17 protein-coding genes and 6 tRNA genes are annotated in these 19,657 nt (G+C 54.4%); 11 read left to right on the top strand and 12 right to left on the bottom strand.

The annotated features are described in order from the left end of the window. Positions 1-10: 10 nt before the first annotated feature. A complete protein-coding gene (locus tag RVY89_RS03040) occupies positions 11-1,249 on the bottom strand; it encodes an Nramp family divalent metal transporter (RefSeq protein ID WP_484826856.1) in 1,239 nt (412 codons plus the stop codon). A 349-nt stretch (positions 1,250-1,598) separates the two neighbouring features. Here RVY89_RS03040 and RVY89_RS03035 point away from each other — a divergent pair, with 349 nt between their 5' ends. Next, positions 1,599-2,786, top strand: coding sequence for a NupC/NupG family nucleoside CNT transporter (locus tag RVY89_RS03035; RefSeq protein WP_484826855.1), 1,188 nt, complete (start codon positions 1,599-1,601; stop codon positions 2,784-2,786). 44 nt (positions 2,787-2,830) lie between these two features. On the opposite strand, the gene RVY89_RS03030 is transcribed toward RVY89_RS03035, so the two are convergent. The 3 genes from RVY89_RS03030 to RVY89_RS03020 form a co-directional block, all read right to left on the bottom strand. Further along, positions 2,831-5,020 (bottom strand): EAL domain-containing protein, encoded by a 2,190-nt coding sequence (locus tag RVY89_RS03030; protein WP_484826854.1) that lies wholly within the window; start codon positions 5,018-5,020, stop codon positions 2,831-2,833. A 214-nt stretch (positions 5,021-5,234) separates the two neighbouring features. Beyond that, positions 5,235-5,310, bottom strand: a tRNA-Ala gene (locus tag RVY89_RS03025). A gap of 41 nt (positions 5,311-5,351) precedes the next feature. Continuing rightward, a tRNA-Ala gene (locus RVY89_RS03020) sits at positions 5,352-5,427 on the bottom strand. Between the two features lie 217 nt (positions 5,428-5,644). Here RVY89_RS03020 and RVY89_RS03015 point away from each other — a divergent pair. Both RVY89_RS03015 and RVY89_RS03010 read left to right on the top strand, forming a co-directional pair. Further along, on the top strand, positions 5,645-6,007 hold the full coding sequence (locus RVY89_RS03015) for a YfeC-like transcriptional regulator (RefSeq protein WP_045909399.1): 363 nt from the start codon (positions 5,645-5,647) through the stop codon (positions 6,005-6,007). Between the two features lies 1 nt (position 6,008). After that, a complete protein-coding gene (locus RVY89_RS03010) occupies positions 6,009-6,401 on the top strand; it encodes a YfeC-like transcriptional regulator (protein ID WP_484826853.1) in 393 nt (130 codons plus the stop codon). A gap of 44 nt (positions 6,402-6,445) precedes the next feature. On the opposite strand, the gene gltX is transcribed toward RVY89_RS03010, so the two are convergent. Further along, a complete protein-coding gene (gene gltX, locus RVY89_RS03005; protein WP_484826852.1) occupies positions 6,446-7,861 on the bottom strand; it encodes a glutamate--tRNA ligase in 1,416 nt (471 codons plus the stop codon). A 258-nt stretch (positions 7,862-8,119) separates the two neighbouring features. On the opposite strand from gltX, the gene RVY89_RS03000 reads away from it, so the two are divergent. The 4 genes from RVY89_RS03000 (at position 8,120) to RVY89_RS02985 (ending at position 8,497) form a co-directional block, all read left to right on the top strand. Further along, positions 8,120-8,195 (top strand) — tRNA-Val (locus tag RVY89_RS03000). Between the two features lie 41 nt (positions 8,196-8,236). Beyond that, a tRNA-Val gene (locus RVY89_RS02995) sits at positions 8,237-8,312 on the top strand. 29 nt (positions 8,313-8,341) lie between these two features. Continuing rightward, positions 8,342-8,417, top strand: a tRNA-Val gene (locus RVY89_RS02990). A gap of 4 nt (positions 8,418-8,421) precedes the next feature. Further along, a tRNA-Lys gene (locus RVY89_RS02985) sits at positions 8,422-8,497 on the top strand. A gap of 43 nt (positions 8,498-8,540) precedes the next feature. Here RVY89_RS02985 and RVY89_RS02980 read toward each other — a convergent pair. The 3 genes from RVY89_RS02980 to xapA form a co-directional block, all read right to left on the bottom strand. After that, entirely contained in the window at positions 8,541-9,425 is an 885-nt protein-coding gene (locus tag RVY89_RS02980; protein ID WP_484826851.1) for a LysR family transcriptional regulator, read from the bottom strand. A gap of 67 nt (positions 9,426-9,492) precedes the next feature. Next, the gene (locus RVY89_RS02975; protein WP_484826850.1) at positions 9,493-10,749 is read right to left on the bottom strand and encodes a nucleoside permease; all 1,257 of its coding nucleotides are present in this window, start codon (positions 10,747-10,749) and stop codon (positions 9,493-9,495) included. Positions 10,750-10,800: 51 nt separating this feature from the next. Continuing rightward, positions 10,801-11,625 (bottom strand): xanthosine phosphorylase, encoded by an 825-nt coding sequence (xapA, locus tag RVY89_RS02970; protein ID WP_484826849.1) that lies wholly within the window; start codon positions 11,623-11,625, stop codon positions 10,801-10,803. A gap of 207 nt (positions 11,626-11,832) precedes the next feature. On the opposite strand from xapA, the gene RVY89_RS02965 reads away from it, so the two are divergent. Continuing rightward, entirely contained in the window at positions 11,833-12,171 is a 339-nt protein-coding gene (locus RVY89_RS02965) for a FlxA-like family protein (protein ID WP_484826848.1), read from the top strand. Here RVY89_RS02965 and RVY89_RS02960 read toward each other — a convergent pair. Further along, positions 12,168-13,103 carry a LysR family transcriptional regulator gene (locus tag RVY89_RS02960; RefSeq protein ID WP_484826847.1) on the bottom strand — a complete coding sequence of 312 codons (936 nt, stop codon included), beginning with the start codon at positions 13,101-13,103 and terminating at the stop codon, positions 12,168-12,170. The two genes, RVY89_RS02965 and RVY89_RS02960, sit on opposite strands and share 4 nt — an antisense overlap. An 89-nt stretch (positions 13,104-13,192) precedes the next feature. On the opposite strand from RVY89_RS02960, the gene RVY89_RS02955 reads away from it, so the two are divergent. Continuing rightward, positions 13,193-14,188: a bile acid:sodium symporter family protein gene (locus tag RVY89_RS02955; RefSeq protein ID WP_024907615.1), complete on the top strand. Its 996-nt coding sequence runs from the start codon at positions 13,193-13,195 to the stop codon at positions 14,186-14,188. Here RVY89_RS02955 and RVY89_RS02950 read toward each other — a convergent pair. The 3 genes from RVY89_RS02950 to zipA all read right to left on the bottom strand — a co-directional run bounded on the left by RVY89_RS02950 (position 14,185) and on the right by zipA (position 17,470). Beyond that, entirely contained in the window at positions 14,185-14,400 is a 216-nt protein-coding gene (locus RVY89_RS02950) for a DUF3820 family protein (protein WP_003861328.1), read from the bottom strand. The two genes, RVY89_RS02955 and RVY89_RS02950, sit on opposite strands and share 4 nt — an antisense overlap. A 1-nt stretch (position 14,401) precedes the next feature. Then, the gene (ligA, locus tag RVY89_RS02945; protein ID WP_484826846.1) at positions 14,402-16,417 is read right to left on the bottom strand and encodes an NAD-dependent DNA ligase LigA; all 2,016 of its coding nucleotides are present in this window, start codon (positions 16,415-16,417) and stop codon (positions 14,402-14,404) included. A gap of 69 nt (positions 16,418-16,486) precedes the next feature. Then, a complete protein-coding gene (gene zipA / locus RVY89_RS02940) occupies positions 16,487-17,470 on the bottom strand; it encodes a cell division protein ZipA (protein WP_371897389.1) in 984 nt (327 codons plus the stop codon). A gap of 230 nt (positions 17,471-17,700) precedes the next feature. On the opposite strand from zipA, the gene cysZ reads away from it, so the two are divergent. After that, positions 17,701-18,462 carry a sulfate transporter CysZ gene (cysZ, locus tag RVY89_RS02935; protein ID WP_369604386.1) on the top strand — a complete coding sequence of 254 codons (762 nt, stop codon included), beginning with the start codon at positions 17,701-17,703 and terminating at the stop codon, positions 18,460-18,462. Between the two features lie 163 nt (positions 18,463-18,625). Then, positions 18,626-19,597 (top strand): cysteine synthase A, encoded by a 972-nt coding sequence (gene cysK / locus RVY89_RS02930; RefSeq protein ID WP_014832831.1) that lies wholly within the window; start codon positions 18,626-18,628, stop codon positions 19,595-19,597. Positions 19,598-19,657: the final 60 nt, after the last annotated feature.

The raw sequence follows: 19,657 nt of genomic DNA, 5'->3' as shown, positions 1-19,657 counted from the left end.
CCTTTTTCTTTTACAGCCCCAACGCTGTGCCAATCAGCAGCCACAGGTTCAGCGCCACCACCACCACCACGATGGCCCACCCGGTACGCTTCACCAGCGTTGAGTTGACCAGCTCGCCCATCAGGGATTTGTTGCTGGTAAAGATCAGCAGCGGCACCAGCGCCAGCGCAATACCAAAACTCAGCAGAACCTGGCTCATGACCAGAATTCGCGTTGGGTCGAGCCCCATCAAAATCACGACAAATGACGGCAGCATGGTGACGGAGCGACGCACCCACAGCGGAATATGGAACCGGACAAACCCCTGCATCACCACCTGGCCTGCCAGCGTACCCACCACCGTAGAAGAAAGACCGGCAGCCACCAGGCTGAGACCAAATATCGTAGCGGCAGCATGGCTCAGCAGCGGCTCCAGCGTGAGATACGCCTGGTCGAGATCGGCAATACCGGTGTGACCGTTAAAGTGGAAAGCCGCGGCTGCGGTTGCCATCATCGCCAGATTGACAAACCCGGCGATGGTCATGGCGATCGCCACGTCCCATTTGGTAGCGGAGTACCGCTCTTTGCGCGTCCCACCGTGGAGATGCTGCGTCAGCGAAGAGTGCAGATAAATCACGTGCGGCATGATGGTCGCCCCCAGCACCCCGGCGGCCAGGAACACCGCTTCCGAGGTTGGCAGGCTTGGGATCGCCATCCCTTTAGCGAGCTGGGCCAGATTCGGCTGTGAGAAAATCAGCTCGACGATATAGGCCGCCGCGACAAACAGCAGCAGACCGCCGATGACCTTCTCCAGCGGCTTTTGGCCCCGACGCTGCAGCATCAGGATCAGGAACGTGGCAATCCCGGTCAGCACCGCCCCCTGCAACAGCGACACGCCCAGAATCAGCTTAAAGCCGATCGCTGCGCCGATAAATTCAGCAAGATCGGTGGCCATGGCGATGATTTCCGCCTGGACCCAATAGAGCCAGACGGCCGGGCGCGGATAATGGTCGCGAATTTGCTCCGCCAGGTTTTTACCCGTGGCAATCCCCAGCTTTGCGGAGAGCATTTGAATCAGCATCGCCATCAGGTTAGCCCAGACGACTACCCACAGCAGCTTATAGCCGAAGCTGGCCCCGGCCTGAATATTGGTCGCAAAGTTACCTGGATCGATATAGCCAATGGCAGCGATGAACGCAGGTCCCATTAATGCGAACCGCAACTTGCGCGCGGCTCTGCCACTGCTACCCTCTACGCGACTGTTTGTCATTTCTGCCTCTGAAATATAGCCTTTGCTATGTTTAATGCTATCAAAATGAGAATGATTATCAAGATCATTTGTGAAGTTTACAGTGATTTCTCTGATAGCTTTGAACGATAGGCGGGCGGGTAAGTGGGGCGATCTTACAGAAACTGAATATCGCGCGCGCTTTTGTGAAGACTAGCACACAAACTTAACTTTTCACTCATTTACCTAACATAACAAAAATGTATTGTGGATCACTATTTTTGAGACTCGTCACAGGATGTAACTATAGTGTGTCCTCGATCTCGTTTTCTTTTCGCTTGTTACATAGAATGTGCACGAAAATTAAACCTGCCTCATATTTGGAGCAAATATGGACCGCGTCCTTCATTTTGTCCTGGCACTTGTTGTCGTTACTGCACTTGCATTGCTGGTCAGCACAGACCGCAAAAAAATTCGTATCCGTTATGTTGTCCAGCTGCTGGTCATTGAAGTTTTACTTGCGTGGTTCTTCCTGAACTCCAACGTAGGCCTCGGCTTCGTGAAAGGCTTCTCCGAAATGTTCGAAAAACTGCTCGGATTCGCCAATGAAGGGACCAACTTTGTCTTCGGTAAAATGAACGACGAAGGTCTGGCGTTCTTCTTCCTGAAGGTTCTCTGCCCTATCGTCTTCATCTCCGCGCTGATCGGTATTCTGCAGCACATCCGCGTTCTGCCGTTCGTGATTCGTGGCATTGGTTTCCTGTTATCCAAAGTGAACGGTATGGGTAAGCTGGAATCCTTTAACGCCGTCAGTTCCCTGATCCTCGGTCAGTCTGAGAACTTCATCGCGTATAAAGATATTCTCGGCAAGATGTCCCGCAACCGCATGTACACCATGGCGGCAACCGCAATGTCTACCGTTTCCATGTCTATCGTGGGCGCGTATATGACCATGCTGGAACCAAAATACGTGGTTGCTGCGCTGGTTCTGAACATGTTCAGCACCTTTATCGTTCTCTCGCTGATCAACCCGTACCGCGTTGACGCCAGCGAAGAAAATATCCAGATGTCAAACCTGCACGAAGGCCAGAGCTTCTTCGAAATGCTGGGTGAATACATTCTGGCCGGTTTCAAAGTGGCGATTATCGTTGCCGCCATGCTGATCGGCTTCATTGCGCTGATTTCTGGCCTGAACGCCCTGTTCGCCGCGGTGCTGGGTATCTCCTTCCAGGGCATTCTGGGCTACATCTTCTACCCGATTGCATGGGTGATGGGTGTTCCGGCTCACGAAGCGCTGCAGGTGGGCAGTATCATGGCAACCAAGCTGGTTTCTAACGAATTCGTTGCGATGATGGATCTGCAGAAAATTGCCAGCACGCTTTCTCCGCGCGCGGAAGGTATTCTCTCCGTGTTCCTGGTCTCCTTCGCGAACTTCTCGTCCATCGGGATTATCGCGGGTGCGATTAAAGGCCTGAACGAAGAGCAGGGTAACGTGGTTTCTCGCTTTGGCCTGAAGCTGGTTTACGGTTCTACGCTGGTGAGCGTCCTGTCTGCTTCTATCGCGGCACTGGTGCTCTAACCTTTAGCGTTAAACAAAAACCGGGAGCCTGGCTCCCGGTTTTTTTATGCCCGCAATTCTTCCAGCGGTTTGGGTTTGCCTATCAGGTAGCCCTGCAGGTAATCCACACCGAAGCGAAGGAGCATCTCCCGCTGCGCCGGTGTTTCGACGTATTCCGCTACAACGCACAGCGATTTCGTCTTCGCCAGATTACACATCGACTGCACGATCATGGCATCCATGTCGTCTGTACAAATGTCTTTCACAAAGCAGCCGTCGATTTTAATGATGTCCGCCTGCAGGCGTCTGAGACGCTCATAGTTAGCGTAGCCAGTACCAAAATCATCGATAGCAATCCGGAAACCATAATCCCGCAGCTGCTGAATATTGTTTATACTCGAGCCTGAATTGGAGAATGCCTGCTCTTCGGTAATCTCAATCACGACGGCCTGAGGTGCCACACCGTACCGTTCAAATAGCGCGCAAATCTCGGTCGCCACCTCTTTTTGCATCAGCGTAAGCGGCATCAGGTTGACGGAAAAACGGGCGCCAGAGTGCGGTGCAGGGTTATCGCGCAGCCACACCAGTAATTTTTCCATGACGCACATATCAAACCTGTGGCTGAGGTTGAACTGCGCAATCAGCGGAATAAAGCGGTCAGGAGTGAAGATCTCGCCCTCGCTCTCCATACGCGCCAGAATTTCGTAGTAGCCGCTCCCGTCCGCCTTCTGGATCGGCTGCGCATACAAATGGAACTGCCCCGCATCCAGGGCATGCTTAATCCGCGCCAGCATCAGGACACGCTCTGTCGTTTGTCCTGAGGCCGCCTCAAGGCTATTCGTGAGCGCGAGTACGTTTTGCTCTCCGCAGGCCTGTTCTGCCAGCCAGCTCAGTTGCCCCAGCGTGTGATGCAGGTTTTCGCCGTTTTCAACCATTCCCCAGGACGCGCCAAACTCAATATCCAGCCCGGTGTTGTTCCAGAAAATTTTATTGCTGTTGAGCCGATCGACCATATGCTGGAGACGTTCAGCAATTTCCGGCCCGAGCAATACCAGCACCAGCTCGCTTCCGGGCAGCTGGAAGAGCAGCTCATCTTTTTGCAGGAGCGGCTGAAGCGACGTGGCGATCGTTCTTTTGCAGTGGACCCGCATGATAATCCCGTAGTGGCGGCTCAAAAACTCCAGGTTATCCATGCGCAGAATGCACACTTTGGCATCCGGATGGATCTCAAGGTAATCCTCCAGCGCACGAATATTGGGCAAACCGGTAAGAGGATCGGTTAGCGCCCTGTCCTGCCAGCCCCGCTTCAGCCACTCGCTGCGCTGGTAAATTCGCGACATGTAAAGTAAGCAGATGGCGAAAGAGATCAACACGGAGAGGATAAAGGAGAGCGAATGGCCCGATTCCACCCCGTTAAGGAAGTTGTAGTTGTAGGTCAACAGCAGGAGCGCAGATACCGCCCACAGCAGAGAAATCAACGCATAGGTCAGTCGGCTTATCGCTAAGGTAAAAAGAATAAAAATCAGCGGCATCAAATAACCCGCAATGACGGGAGATTCAAAAGGACCACATAAAATGACGAGAATGAAGCCTAAAAGCATCAGCCAGACAAATATAAATAATAGATTCTTGTGATAAAACACAGGCTTCACGCTTCGCCGCCAGAAGGTGATGGCATAACGAGGATTAATTATCATTCTTAATGGGTAATAGAACATCATGGTGAAAATCAATGCCGCACATATCAGGCTTTGTATATCCACAACGTTATAAATTACCGTTCCTTCGCCGAAAAAGGTGGAAATAGTCACCGGAAAATCAAATAAATAGCCTGCCAAATACATCGAAAGTTTAATACCTAACGGCACGATAAAACCGAGCCAGAATATACGTAGCCCGATGTGCTTGTTAGGGATGCTGTGACGCCAGCGCTTGCCCAGCATGAGACGTAGCAGGCCGCACGCCGCGAAAAGCGCAAAGGTCTGACAGAACAGTAAAACTGAATATTGTAGCGGTGCTAAATTAACGTAAAATAAATTAGTAACAGTAAAACCTAACACAATGGGAAGAATAGCCCTGCGTCCAAATAGCAGTATTACCGCGAGCATTACGCTTAAAGGTAACCATGCTAAATAAACGTCGTGACCATTAACAATTGCGCGTGGAGAAAGATATCGGGAGACGGGTACCGAAATCAGGCAGAGTGCCAGGGCAATCATAAATATCTTTACATTATTATACGTTTTTTTATTCATTAATCAGGGACATTATTTTCCGGGAGAACCATTGACCGGATGGATAATAGGTTTATTAATTTCGCGAATCAAGTTCAAGTCTATTTATAGACTGGTTTATTGATTTCGATTGAGGAGAGGTACAGGAATACCTTCTTTTTGATAACAAAATGCGGTAACGGGCGTTACATACAGATAAAAAAAACCCCCGTCATTCGACGAGGGTTTACAATTTTGGTGGAGCTAAGCGGGATCGAACCGCTGACCTCTTGCATGCCATGCAAGCGCTCTCCCAGCTGAGCTATAGCCCCACATGTGACTTTACTGACCGCACTCTGTTGGGTTCAGAGTTTGGTGGAGCTAAGCGGGATCGAACCGCTGACCTCTTGCATGCCATGCAAGCGCTCTCCCAGCTGAGCTATAGCCCCATCGTAAAGCTGTCATGTTGACGGGCGGCATAATATGAATTCCGCTGCGGAGTGTCAACGGCAAAATCAATTCCAGCGATTCAATCGCCGAAAAATCATGCAAATGAATCACTTTGCGAGTCTGCTCGCAGTCAGGAGTTAAGCGTGTCACGTTTTCACGTTAAACGGTGCTATAAAATGAGCCGTTAATTAACCCCACAGATATTCAGGAAATTGCATGATCAAGGAACGAATGACGCCAGAAGAGTTAGCCCTCCTCACTGGCTATAGCCGCCAGACCATCAATAAATGGGTACGCAAAGAGGGTTGGATTACATCACCAAAACCAGGCGTCCAGGGCGGAAAAGCGCGCCTGGTGCATGTGAACGAAAAAGTCCGTGACTTTATCCGCAGCGCACGTCGGGCAAGCGAAACGTCCGAACTGCCAGAAGGCACCAGCCATGACCGTTCGCTTCACACCCTACTCCTGACGCTGGCTAATGAAATGACGCCGGAAGAGCAGAAGCAGATGACATCGCTGTTATTACGGGAAGGGATCACCGGCTTGTTGCAACGTTTAGGGATACGCGATCGGGACTGATATGAAAAGATTACGGAGCAAAATGACCACGGAAGAGCTGGCGGAGAGTTTGGGCGTCGCCAGGCAAACGGTTAATCGTTGGATACGCCAGCAGGGGTGGAAAACCGAAGGGCTCAACGGCGTGAAAGGCGGTCGCGCGCGGCTCATTCATGTCGATGCGCGCGTGAAAGAACATATTATGAGCCTCCCGGCGATCCGCAACCGTCAGGCGGTTTACCATCTCGCGGAGGCCACTGCTTCCTACAGTGAACCCATTTCAAACCTGCCCTCAGGCATTATTGATACGCTGGAGAGTATGACTCCGTCAGAGCAGAAGCGTCTGGACGTCTTATTAAAACGCGAAGGCATTCACGGCTTTCTTACGCGTCTCGGTATCGCGGAAAAAGAGGCATAAAAAAACGGCAGGTTACCCTGCCGTTTGTTTTTTCTTAGACGTAATTACTGCTGATTTTCACGTTCAGCGATGAAGTCCAGCGCCTTGTTAATGCGCGCCACGCTGCGTGATTTGCCGATGGCATGAACCGTTACGTCCAGTGCCGGAGACTGACCCGCACCGGTCACCGCAACGCGCAGTGGCATACCGACTTTACCCATACCGACTTCCAGCTCGTCCGCCGTCGCCTGAATGGCGTGATGCACATTCTCAGCGGTCCACTCTGTGAGGGCAGCCAGCTTGTCACGCACCACTTCCAGCGGCTGACGCGCAACCGGGCGAAGGTGTTTCTTGGCAGCGTCCGCATCGAACTCAGCAAACTCTTCATAGAAATAGCGGCAGCTTTCAGCAATCTCTTTCAGCGTTTTGCAGCGCTCGCCGAGCAGTTTCACCAGATCCGCCAGCTCAGGGCCAGTGCGGGTATCAATATTTGCCTGCTCAATGTGCCACTGCAGGTACGTCGCCACATATTCTGGCTGCATGGTATTGATGTAGTGATGGTTCAGCCACAGCAGCTTGTCAGTATTAAACGCGCTGGCTGATTTGCTGACTGAGCTCAGAGAGAAGAGTTCGATCATCTCTTCGCGGCTGAAGATCTCCTGGTCACCGTGGGCCCAGCCCAGACGCACCAGATAGTTCAGCAGCGCTTCTGGCAGATAGCCATCGTCGCGATACTGCATAACGCTTACCGCACCGTGACGTTTAGACAGTTTTTTGCCGTCATCACCGTTGATCATGGAGACGTGCGCATAGACAGGCACAGGAGCGTTCAGCGCCTTCAGAATGTTGATCTGACGTGGCGTATTGTTGATGTGGTCTTCACCACGGACAACGTGGGTAATTTCCATATCCCAGTCGTCAACCACAACGCAGAAGTTGTAGGTTGGGGAACCGTCGGTACGACGGATGATCAGATCGTCCAGCTCCTGGTTGCTGAATTCAATTGGGCCACGGATCTGGTCGTCAAAGATCACCGAGCCTTCTTGCGGGTTAGCAAAACGTACCACGCAAGGCTCATCAGCAGCATGCTCGCTATGGTCATGGCGGCAGCGGCCGTCATAACGCGGCTTTTCACCATTCGCCATCTGCGCTTCACGCAGTTCATCCAGACGCTCTTTTGAGCAGTAGCATTTATACGCCGTGCCCGCTACCAGCATCTCATCAATGACAGCGTTATAGCGGTCAAAGCGTTTGGTCTGGAAGTAAGGACCTTCATCCCATTCCAGATTCAGCCAGTTCATCCCATCCATAATGGCTTCAATTGCTTCCGGCGTGGAGCGCTCAAGATCGGTGTCTTCAATACGCAGCACGAACTCACCTTTGTTGTGGCGTGCGAAAAGCCAGGAATAGAGAGCGGTACGTGCACCACCGACGTGCAGATAGCCTGTCGGGCTCGGCGCGAAGCGAGTTTTGATTTTCATGAAATGGCCTTACGTTATATAGATGCCGGCAATCGGCAAATCCTGGGGAAAAAACGATGGGCAATATTCTATCACTGTGGGGGGATTCCTCAATGTTGATCCCTTTATCGTGACCGAGTTTGCGATTTTTGTTTAGAAATCATGCGCCACTGCCCGTTTCGCGATCGTTTTGTTTAATTTTACGACGAACAAATAAAAACTTTAGAAAATGCGTTGACTCATTTTCAACTCTCCCTATAATGCGACTCCACACAGCGGGGGTGATTAGCTCAGTTGGTAGAGCATCTCCTTTACACGGAGGGGGTCGGCGGTTCGAGCCCGTCATCACCCACCATCTACTTCGGTAGGCTCGCAGTGTAGATAAGAATTGAGATTGGGCGATTAGCTCAGTTGGTAGAGCATCTCCTTTACACGGAGGGGGTCGGCGGTTCGAGCCCGTCATCGCCCACCATTCTCACCTTATCGCAGCAGTTCCGAAATGGGCGATTAGCTCAGTTGGTAGAGCATCTCCTTTACACGGAGGGGGTCGGCGGTTCGAGCCCGTCATCGCCCACCATTTCGGGTCGTTAGCTCAGTTGGTAGAGCAGTTGACTTTTAATCAATTGGTCGCAGGTTCGAATCCTGCACGACCCACCAATGTAAAAAAGCGCCCTAAAGGCGCTTTTTTGCTATCTGCGATTTACATTTTCAACGTCGCAATCAATGTCTTCACCGCTGGCGTCGCCTGCTTCTCGTCATAGACTACATACAAATCTGCCGGTATACGCTCTTTCAGCGGGCGGAACACCACGCCCGGCCACTGCATTTGCGCGTAGCTGTCTGCGGCGAGCGTAATCCCCATGCCCATACTGATCATCGCCAGTACCGTTTGCGGCTCAACGGCTTCACGCACGATCATCGGCGAAAACCCGGCCTGCTGGCAGACTCGATGTAAAAATGCCCAGTCAGAATGCGCTGAAGGCATCGTGACAAAATACTCGTCCTGCAACTCTGCGAGCGCAATCGATGATTCGCTCACCAGCCGGTGATCTTCCGGCATCGCCACCAGGAAAGCCGCTTCACGCAACCGCAGGCTGGTAAACCCCGGGGTAGGTTCCGTTGCCATTCGCCAGATGCCCACATCCAGCTCCCGGCGCTCAAGCAGCGCCATCTGCATTACCGGGGATTTCTCGCGGAAAACGACATCAACATTCGGGTGCGATTTCAAAAAAGCGCGCATCACCGTGCGCACCTCACTCCACATGGCGGTGCCCACAATCCCGAGCTCAATGCGCCCTGCTTCCCCCCGGCCAATTTGCTCGACGCGAGCCAGCGCCTGGTTTGCACTGGCGAGCAGCCGACGGGACTCTTCCATTAGCACTTTGCCGGCATGCGTCAACGCGACGCTCCGCGAGTGGCGAATAAACAGTAACGTGCCCAGCTGACTTTCCAGCTCTTTAATATGCAGGCTCAACGGCGGCTGAGACATATTGAGACGGGCCGCAGCCCGTCCAAAATGCAGTTCCTCCGCCACGGCCAGAAAATAGCGCAGCAGCTTGAGATCGGTCCGATAGGCGCGTTCCATCAAAACATATCCTGGCGATAATACTCATGTGCCTACCTTAAAGCCTTTCATCGCCCTGAGGGGAAATTTAGTGCACAACTGCGCGCATCTCGCTGTTTTTACACGTATAGCGATAGTTAAAGCTGAAATAAAAGACCACCGCGAGCGCCAGGGCATAGGCCGCAAATACCAGCCAGATCGTCTGCCAGTCCTTCACTCCGTCCACCGAGAAGTAATCGACTGCCATACCGCTCAATACCGAACCGAAATACGCCCCGATACCGTTAACGGTCGTCATAAACAACCCTTGCGCGCTGGCGCGGATATCGGCGCTGACCTCCTGTTCAACAAATACCGAGCCTGAAATATTGAAAAAGTCGAACGCGCAGCCGTAGACAATCATTGAGAGCATGAGCAGCATAAACCCTGTTGCAGACGGATCGCCAAAGGCAAACAGCCCGAACCGCAGCATCCAGGCCACCATGCTCATCAGCATGACGGTTTTGATACCAAATCGTCCGAGGAAGTACGGAATGGTCAGAATGAAGAACACTTCAGCGATTTGCGAAACGGAGAGCAGGATGGACGGATATTTGACGATAAAGCTATCTGCATACGTCGGATTACGCGCAAAATCATGCAGGAAGGGGCTGCCAAACGTGTTGGTTATCTGCAGCACGGCGCCGAGCAGCATCGCGAATAAAAAGAACACCGCCATGCGGGGCTGTTTAAACAGGATAAACGCATTGAGGCCCAGCTTGCTTGCCAGAGACGGAGACGTTTTTGTCGTCGCAACCGGAATGGCTGGCAACGTCAGAGAATAGAGCGCCAGCAGCACGGACGCGGCAGCCGCAATATAGAGCTGCACGTTGCTCAGCTCCGCCCCCATCAGGCTTATGGCCCACATCGCGGTAATAAAGCCCACGGTGCCATACACCCTCACTCGCGGGAAATGGCTCACCGTATCCAGCCCTGCCCGTTCAAGACAGGAGTAGGAAATGGTGTTCGACAGCGCAATCGTGGGCATGAAGGCCATCGCATTCACCAGCATGACCCAGAACATCAGGCCCGGCTCATTGACCTGCGCGGCATAGCAGAGCGCGACGGCGCAAACGAGGTGGCAAATCACGTAGGCGCGGTCCGCCCGCAGCCACTTGTCGGCAATAATCCCCACCAGCGAAGGCATAACGATCGCGGCAAGTCCTTTGGAGCTGTACACCATGCCCACGTCGGAGCCGGTAAAGTGTAGGGTGTTAATCATGTAAGCGCCGAGGGTAACCAGCCAGCTCCCCCAGATAAAATATTGTATAAAGGACATCATCTTTAAGCGAGTCGTGATGTTCATAACCCATTCCCTATAGCAGCGTGGCCCTGCCGGGCCACTTTATTGTTTTACTCAGGCAATATGGCGAAGAAAACCGCAGATAAGATTGATAAAGTTCTGACGGGAAAGCTCAGCGGCAGCGAGGGTTTGTTCATGCGAGAGTTTGACATTGCCCAGCCCTTCCGCAAGATTGGTAATTGCAGAAACGGCCACGACCTTCAGGCCGCAGTGGCGTGCGGAAATCACTTCCGGCACCACGGACATGCCCACCACATCACCGCCGATAATTTGCATCATGCGGATCTCGGCCGCCGTCTCGAAGTTTGGACCGGGATAAGAAACAAATACCCCTTCATGGAGCGGGAAGCCGGCTTTCGTCGCCACGGTTTGCAGAATGGCGCGGTAATCCGCGTCGTAAGCATTGGCCAGGGAGAAGAAACGCTCGCCAAAGCGCTCCTCGTTCAGCCCCACCATCGGCGTGCCCGGCATGGTATTGATATGGTCGCTCAGAGCAACCAGGCTTCCTGGCTGAACGTCAGGACGCAATGAACCCGCCGCATTGGTGCTAAACAGCAGCTCGCACCCCAGCAGCTTAAAGGTGCGGATCGCATCGGTCATGATGGTCATCCCGCGCCCTTCGTAGAAATGGCCGCGCCCCTTCATGCAGGCAACCGGCACCCCGGCCAGATGCCCGAGCACCAGCTCGCCGGCATGCCCGTTCACGGTGCTCACGGGGAAGCCCGGCAGCTTTTCGTAGCTCATAGAAACGGCGTCATCAATCTGGTCGGCAAGCGCGCCCAGGCCAGAGCCGAGAATAAACGCCACGCGGGGCGTGAAGTTCGGCTTAGCGGCGCGAATGATGTCGGCGCAGTACCACGGATTATTCGAGAGGGTCATAGAGGCTCCTTAAGGATGAAGATCGCGACAGCGGGGATCGCATGACTTACGTCTTATATCTTCAGACTGCCGGTGACCTCCAATACACTTTCACCGCACCATCAATACTGATTGTGTATCGATGCAACTCCCTGCCAGATATGGCAGTTTTGCTCAAGCTAATCCCGTCGGTGCCGATACCTCTGTTTTATAACGCGAGGAAAAAGTATGACGACCATTCAGGCTTCAACCCAACAGATTCAAACCAGCGGCGCGAGTGGCACTTCGAGCAGTAACGATATATCTGCGCAAATCACCCGCATTCTCGACAAGATCAAAAAGCTGACCCAGCAGTTAAAAGAGCTGTCGAACAGCCCCATCAGCACCGATGAGAAGAAGAAGCAGCAGGAACTGATTCAGACCCAAATCAAAGTGCTGCAGGCACAGCTCGCCGCACTGCAGCGCCAGCAGGCCGAAGAGGCCCAGAAGAAGCAGGAGCAAAAGCTTGGCAAAGTGGAAGGTGTAAACAGCCCGTCAGACAAAAATCAGATCGATATCTACATCTAATCTTCTGATGCGTTAAACAGTGGGTCGCGTATGCGGGCTTCGGTTAATCGTTGTGCCTGGATACGCACCACTTCCCAGATAGCCTGCGCCGCCCCCGAGAGTGAACGATTTTTTCGCCGCACCAGCATTAACTTTCGCTCGATAGCGGGCGTTAATCGCCTGACGGCCAGCCGGCTTCCCTGCGGCAGGGGAAGCGCCAGGGCGGGCAACACGCTGATGCCAATGCCAGCTTCCACCATGGGAAACAGCGTCGCCGGGTGACCAATCTCCTGCACAATTGTTGCCTTTACGCCCTGATTCACCAGCGCGGAATCAATCAGCGGACGGCTGCCCGAGGCATAATCCTGTAAAACCAGGTTCGCGCCTTGCAGGGACTGCCAGCTGACTTCCGGTAACGTGGACAGCGGATCGTCGTCTCGGCAGAGCAGCAAAAAGGGCTCCGAAAGTATGCTTTCACACGCCAGATCGCTCACCTGACCGGGATCGATAACAATACCAAAATCAACATCCCCCTGGCGGATGCTTTCCAGCACCCACTGTTGCGGTCTGTCATGCAGCACAAAATCAATGTCCGGGTAGCGTTGGCTTCCCTCGGCAATACACTGAGGGATAAGGTGCGCAGAGATCGTCTGGCTGGCCGCGACCCGCACGGTTCCCGAAAGCTGCTGGCCCAGCCTTCCCACGTCTCTGAGCGTGCTGTTCAGCTCATCCAGCAGCCGTTCAAGGCGCAGGGCCAGCTGCTGCCCTGCTTCTGTCAACACCACTTCGCGCGTGGTGCGATCGAGCAATCTTACCCCCGTCTGATTCTCCAGCTCTTTCACGCTGTGGCTGACCGCCGACTGGCTCAGGCCAATCATCTCTCCTGCCCGGCTAAAGCTGCGAGCCTGCGCCACGGTGACAAAAACACGAAGCTGACGTAATGAATAATTCATCTGTTTAATTCATGAATGGATGCAATAAATCAATTTTATTTCTCAAATGGAAGAAAGCACAATAGCGACATCTGCTTTCAGGAGTGATTATGAAACTTTTTCGTATCCTTGATCCGTTCACGCTTACCCTGGTGGTTACCGTTTTACTGGCTTCGTTTTTCCCGGCTCGCGGCGGGTTCGTCCCGTTCTTTGAGGGGCTGACCACGGCGGCCATCGCCCTGCTGTTCTTTATGCACGGCGCCAAACTCTCCCGCGAGGCCATTATCGCAGGCGGCGGACACTGGCGGCTGCATCTGTGGGTGATGTGCAGCACCTTCATTCTGTTCCCGATCCTCGGGGTGCTGTTTGCCTGGTGGGCGCCGGTTAACGTCGACCCGGCGCTCTACACCGGTTTCCTGTATCTCTGTATTCTGCCAGCTACCGTGCAGTCTGCCATTGCCTTTACCTCTCTCGCGGGCGGGAACGTGGCGGCAGCAGTTTGCTCAGCTTCCGCCTCCAGCCTGCTGGGGATTTTCGTCTCCCCGCTGCTGGTGGGCCTGCTGATGAACATGCACGGTGCGGAAGGTAACCTTGAGCAGGTGGGCAAAATCTGTCTGCAGCTTCTGCTGCCGTTTGTGCTGGGCCATCTCTCCCGCCCGTGGACCGGGGCGTTTGTGGCGAAGCATAAAAAATGGATTTCAAAAACCGACCAGACGTCGATTCTGCTGGTGGTTTACTCCGCCTTCAGTGAAGCGGTGGTAAATGGCATCTGGCACAAGGTGGGAGCAGGCTCGCTGCTGTTTATCGTGGTGGTCAGCATTGTCCTGCTGGCGATCGTAATAGCGGTAAACGTCTTTGTGGCACGCAAATGCGGCTTCAACAAAGCGGATGAAATTACGATTGTCTTCTGCGGTTCGAAGAAGAGCCTGGCGAACGGCATCCCGATGGCCAACATTCTGTTCCCGACCTCGGTGATTGGGATGATGGTGCTGCCGCTGATGATTTTCCACCAGATCCAGCTGATGGTCTGCGCGGTGCTGGCGCGTCGCTACAAGCGCCAGACCGAAAAGCTGGCGCAGGAAGAGACCCGCGCCGCGAAGGCTTAAGGACGTTTCAGGGGCTGCACCAGCTGGGTCAGCCCCTCGGTTTTGATCAGTAACGTTATCGCCATCAGCTCGCCCAGCCGCCCTGCCGGAAATTCATCCTTACGGGCAAACCACAGCAGATACTCCTCCGGCAAATCAATCAGCCTGCGGCCCTTGTATTTACCGAACGGCATCTCGGTATTGGCGATCTCAACGAGCTGCTCTTTCTCCACGTTACTCTCCTAACAGACGCATCATTTCCGCTTCGTCGATAACCGCAATGCCGAGCTCCTGGGCTTTCGCCAGCTTCGAACCCGCCGCTTCCCCGGCGATCACCAGGTCGGTTTTCTTCGACACGCTGCCCGCCACTTTTGCCCCCAGCGCCACCAGACGCGCTTTTGCATCGTCGCGTGAAAGCTGGCTCAGGCTGCCGGTCAGCACCACCGTTTTACCGGCGAACGGGCTGTCGATCTCTTCGGCGTTGACCACTACCGGTGCGGGCCACCTGATGCCCTCTTCCAGCAGTTTGCCGATAACTTCACGGTTGCTCTCTTCGGCGAAGAAGTTAAAGACGTGCGTGGCGACGACGATGCCGACATCAGGGACTTTCTGCAGCTCCTCGATGCCCGCCTTTTCCAGCGCCTCCAGCGTACCAAAGTACGCCGCCAGACCAGCGGCCGTCGCTTCACCCACCTCACGAATGCCCAGCGCGTACAGGAAGCGGGCGAAGGTGGTCTCTTTTGCGGCTTCCAGCGCGTTAACCACGTTCTGGGCTGACTTTGGCCCCATGCGATCCAGACCGGTCAGTTTGCCCGCCGTCAGTTTGAAGAGATCCGCTGGCGTGTGGACATACTCTTTCTCAACCAGCTGATCGATAATTTTATCGCCCATGCCGTCGACGTCCATCGCCCGACGGGAGACGAAGTGCTTCAGCGATTCTTTACGCTGGGCACCGCAGATTAAGCCCCCCGTACAGCGCGCCACCGCTTCGCCTTCCACACGCTCGACGTCAGAGCCGCACACCGGGCAGTGGGTTGGGAAGACGATTTCGCGCGTTTCAGCAGGGCGTTCTGACTCCACTACGTTAACTACCTGCGGAATAACGTCGCCCGCTCGGCGAATCACCACTTTGTCACCAATGCGCAGGCCCAGGCGTTCGATTTCATCGGCGTTATGCAGCGTGGCGTTACTCACCAGCACGCCCGCAACCTGCACAGGCTCCAGACGGGCAACCGGAGTAATGGCACCCGTACGGCCGACCTGGAACTCTACGTCACGGACAAAGGTCATCTGCTCCTGAGCCGGGAACTTAAACGCCACCGCCCAGCGCGGCGCGCGCGCCACAAAGCCCAGCTGCTCCTGCAGCGCCAGTGAGTTCACCTTGATGACCACGCCATCAATATCAAAGCCGAGCGTCGGACGATCCTCTTCCACCTTGTGGTAGAACGCCAGTACCGCTTCCGGTGAGTCGCAGAGCTGAACGCGGTTGCTCACCGGCAGTCCCCACGCTTTAAACTGCAGCAGACGCCCGAGATGGGTATCCGGCAGCTCGCCGCCCTCCAGAATACCGACACCGTAGCAGAAGAAAGTAAGCGGTCGCTTCGCGGTGATGCGCGGGTCAAGCTGGCGCAGCGAGCCCGCCGCCGCGTTACGCGGGTTAGCAAACACCTTCCCGCCCGTGCGACGCGCCTCTTCGTTAATTTTCTCAAAGCCCGCCTGCGGCAGAAACACCTCGCCGCGCACTTCCAGACGCGCAGGAATGTTGTCACCCTGAAGCTTCAGCGGGATCGCGCGGATGGTACGCACGTTGGTGGTGATGTCTTCCCCCGTCGTACCGTCGCCACGCGTCGCGGCACGCACCAGCACGCCGTTTTCGTAGAGAAGGCTGACGGCCAGGCCATCCAGCTTCAGCTCGCAGCACCAGGTGAGGGAGTCGCTGCTTTTCAGGCGATCCTGCACGCGCTTATTAAACGCGAGGAAGCTCTCTTCATCGAAGACGTTATCCAGCGACAGCATAGGCACTTCATGACGCACCTGGCTGAAAGCCCCCAGCGGCTCAGCGCCGACGCGCTGGGTGGGGGAATCCGGTGTGATGAGTTCAGGATGCTGCGCCTCTAATTCGCGCAGCTCGCGCATCAGGCGGTCATACTCCGCATCCGGGACTTCCGGTGCGTCCATAACATGATAGAGATATTCATGATGGCGAAGCGTGGTTCGCAGTTCAGTGATTTGTTGTTCGATTGAGTCCATATCGCACCATCAATGAGAAAAAACCCCCGACAGGCGGGGGTTGAGGAGGAGTCGAAGTCAACGCGACGATTACGCGTTAGCTTCCTTAACTTCGCGGATGCGGTCCTGATACTCGCGCAGCTTCTGCGGGGTCATCATTCGACGCTGATCGTCGAGCACCACGCCGCCGACTTCGTCAGCGATGTGCTGAGCGGACTGCAGCATCAGCTTAAAGTTTTGCAGTTCGTCGCCGTAGGACGGCACCTGCATAAAGATAGTCACGCCCGGGGTCACAAAATCACCGGTCATTTCCGGATCAAAGGTGCCAGGGTTAACCATATTGGCCAGGCTGAACAGCGCCGGGCCGCTACCGTCAGGGCTCAGGTGGCGATGGAAAATGTTCATATCGCCAAACTTGAAGCCTGCCTGTTGAATACTGTTAAGCAGCACGTCACCGTTGAGGTGGCTGCCGTGATGCGCGGCCACGTTCATGATGATCACCGCTTCTTTGCGCTGCGGTTTTTCAACAACCGGCTCTGGCTCTACAACGGGCTCAGGCTCAACGTGCGGGGCCGGGGCGGGCTGAGGAGCAGGCTGCACATGAACAGGCTGCTGCGGTTGTGCTACCGGCTGAGCAGGCTGTTGCTGCACGGGCTGCTGCACCGGTTGCTGTTGAACCGGCTGTGGCGCAGCAGGCTGCTGATAGACAGGCTGTTGCGGCGGCTGGCGCACCGGCTCTTCCACAGGCTGTGGCGCTGGCTGGCGCGGCTGTGCAGAAGCATACGGCGGTTGATACTGGTGCTGCGAAGGACGAGGCGCTTCATGCTCCCCATGGCCTGCGCCGGGCGCAGTATTGACCCGATGAACACGAACTTCACCCACGCCGTCGTCATCGCTTCCGTCGATGTCATCTTCACTGTCATCGTCGTCACGACTGGACTTCATGCGCTTCAGTGGGCGATCGCGAAACATCGAGGAACGCTCTTTACGGCTGGTCCAGAAACCATGTACCAGTAAAGCGATTATGGCGATCGCGCCAACAATGATTAATATCAGACGCAAATCCTGCATCATTATATTCTCTGTTGTTCTAACACCTTGCCACCACGGCAAACATTTACTCACTAAGAGTATTTGCCGTTTACGTCAAGTGCAAGTGTGTGCAGAGCATTCACAGCATAAAGATGAAGGAAATCGTGCTTTTTGCTGGTTTTTCGAACATTTCCGAACTGGTCATTGCTCCTTAAGTGGATAATATAGGCGGGCAATTCCACTGGTTGTGTAAAAAGGAGTACAGCCTGGCTATGGTTTCAACATCTTCTTCTCCCCCGCGCAGCGGCGTTTGGTATTTTTCTCAGGGCTGGAAACTGGTCTCCCTGCCGGGAATTCGACGCTTCGTCATCCTGCCGCTGTTGATCAACATTATTCTGATGGGCGGCGCGTTCTGGTGGCTGTTCACAAAGCTGGAGAGCTGGATCCCGTCGCTGATGAGCCATGTGCCAAACTGGCTGCAGTGGCTTAACTACCTGCTCTGGCCGGTGGCGGTGATCTCCGTGCTGCTGGTGTTTGGGTACTTCTTCTCGACGATTGCCAACTGGATAGCCGCACCGTTTAACGGTCTGCTGGCGGAACAGCTGGAAGCGCGGCTTACCGGCGCGACGCCGCCGGACACGGGCGTACTGGGGATCATGAAAGACCTGCCGCGCATCATGAAGCGCGAATGGCAGAAGTTTGCCTGGTACCTGCCCCGCGCGATTGTGCTGCTTATACTCTATTTTGTGCCAGGCATTGGCCAGACGGTGGCGCCGGTGCTGTGGTTCCTGTTCAGCGCCTGGATGCTGGCCATCCAGTACTGCGACTATCCGTTCGATAACCACAAGGTGCCGTTTAAAGAGATGCGCACCGCCCTGCGCAGCCAGAAGGTCGCCAATATGCAGTTTGGCGCGCTGACCAGTCTGTTTACCATGATTCCCTTCCTGAATCTGTTCATCATGCCCGTCGCCGTCTGCGGCGCGACGGCAATGTGGGTGGACTGCTACCGTGCTAAGCACGCGTTATGGAAATAATGCAAAAATGTGTAAAGCAGGGGTGGCTTATGCCGCCCCTTATTCCATACTGATCCCCATTATTTCCTTGCAGTATATAGATATGCGAATTCCTTACTTCCCCCTACCTGCTTAGCAGGTATGCTGGGTCGGTATCCCAATTTCATACAGTTAAGGACAGGCCATGAGTAAGATTTATGAAGACAACTCGCTGACTATCGGTCATACGCCCCTGGTTCGACTGAACCGTATCGGTAATGGACGCATCCTGGCGAAGGTCGAATCACGTAACCCGAGCTTCAGCGTAAAATGCCGCATCGGTGCAAACATGATTTGGGATGCTGAAAAACGTGGCGTACTGAAGCCTGGCGTTGAGCTGGTGGAACCGACCAGCGGGAACACCGGTATCGCTCTGGCCTATGTGGCTGCCGCGCGTGGCTACAAGCTGACGCTGACCATGCCTGAAACCATGAGCATCGAGCGTCGTAAGCTGCTCAAAGCGCTGGGCGCGAACCTGGTGCTGACCGAAGGCGCGAAGGGCATGAAGGGCGCCATTCAGAAAGCCGAAGAAATTGTGGCCAGCGATCCGGCGAAATATCTGCTGCTGCAGCAGTTCAGCAACCCGGCGAACCCGGAAATTCACGAGAAGACCACCGGTCCGGAAATCTGGGAAGATACCGACGGCCAGGTTGATGTCTTTATCTCCGGCGTGGGTACCGGCGGTACGCTGACCGGCGTGTCACGCTATATTAAAGGCACAAAGGGTAAAAAAGACCTGATTACCGTTGCCGTTGAGCCGACTGACTCACCGGTTATCAGCCAGGCACTGGCGGGTGAAGAGCTTAAGCCAGGCCCGCATAAAATTCAGGGTATTGGCGCAGGCTTCATTCCGGGCAACCTGGATCTGAAGCTGATCGATAAAGTGGTTACCATCACTAACGAAGAAGCTATCTCTACCGCGCGTCGCCTGATGGATGAAGAAGGCATTCTGGCGGGTATCTCTTCCGGTGCGGCCGTTGCGGCAGCGCTCAAGCTTCAGGAAGACGAAGCCTTTACCAATAAGAATATAGTGGTTATCCTTCCTTCCTCGGGTGAGCGTTACTTGAGCACCGCGCTGTTTGCCGATCTGTTTACCGAAAAAGAGCTGCAACAGTAGTGCCAGCATGTTAATAACGCGTAAAAAAGCACCTTTTCAGGTGCTTTTTTGTGGCCTGCT

The organism is Enterobacter sp. 3U4, from assembly GCF_057224565.1.
This window is presented reverse-complemented; position numbering and strand designations above follow the sequence as displayed.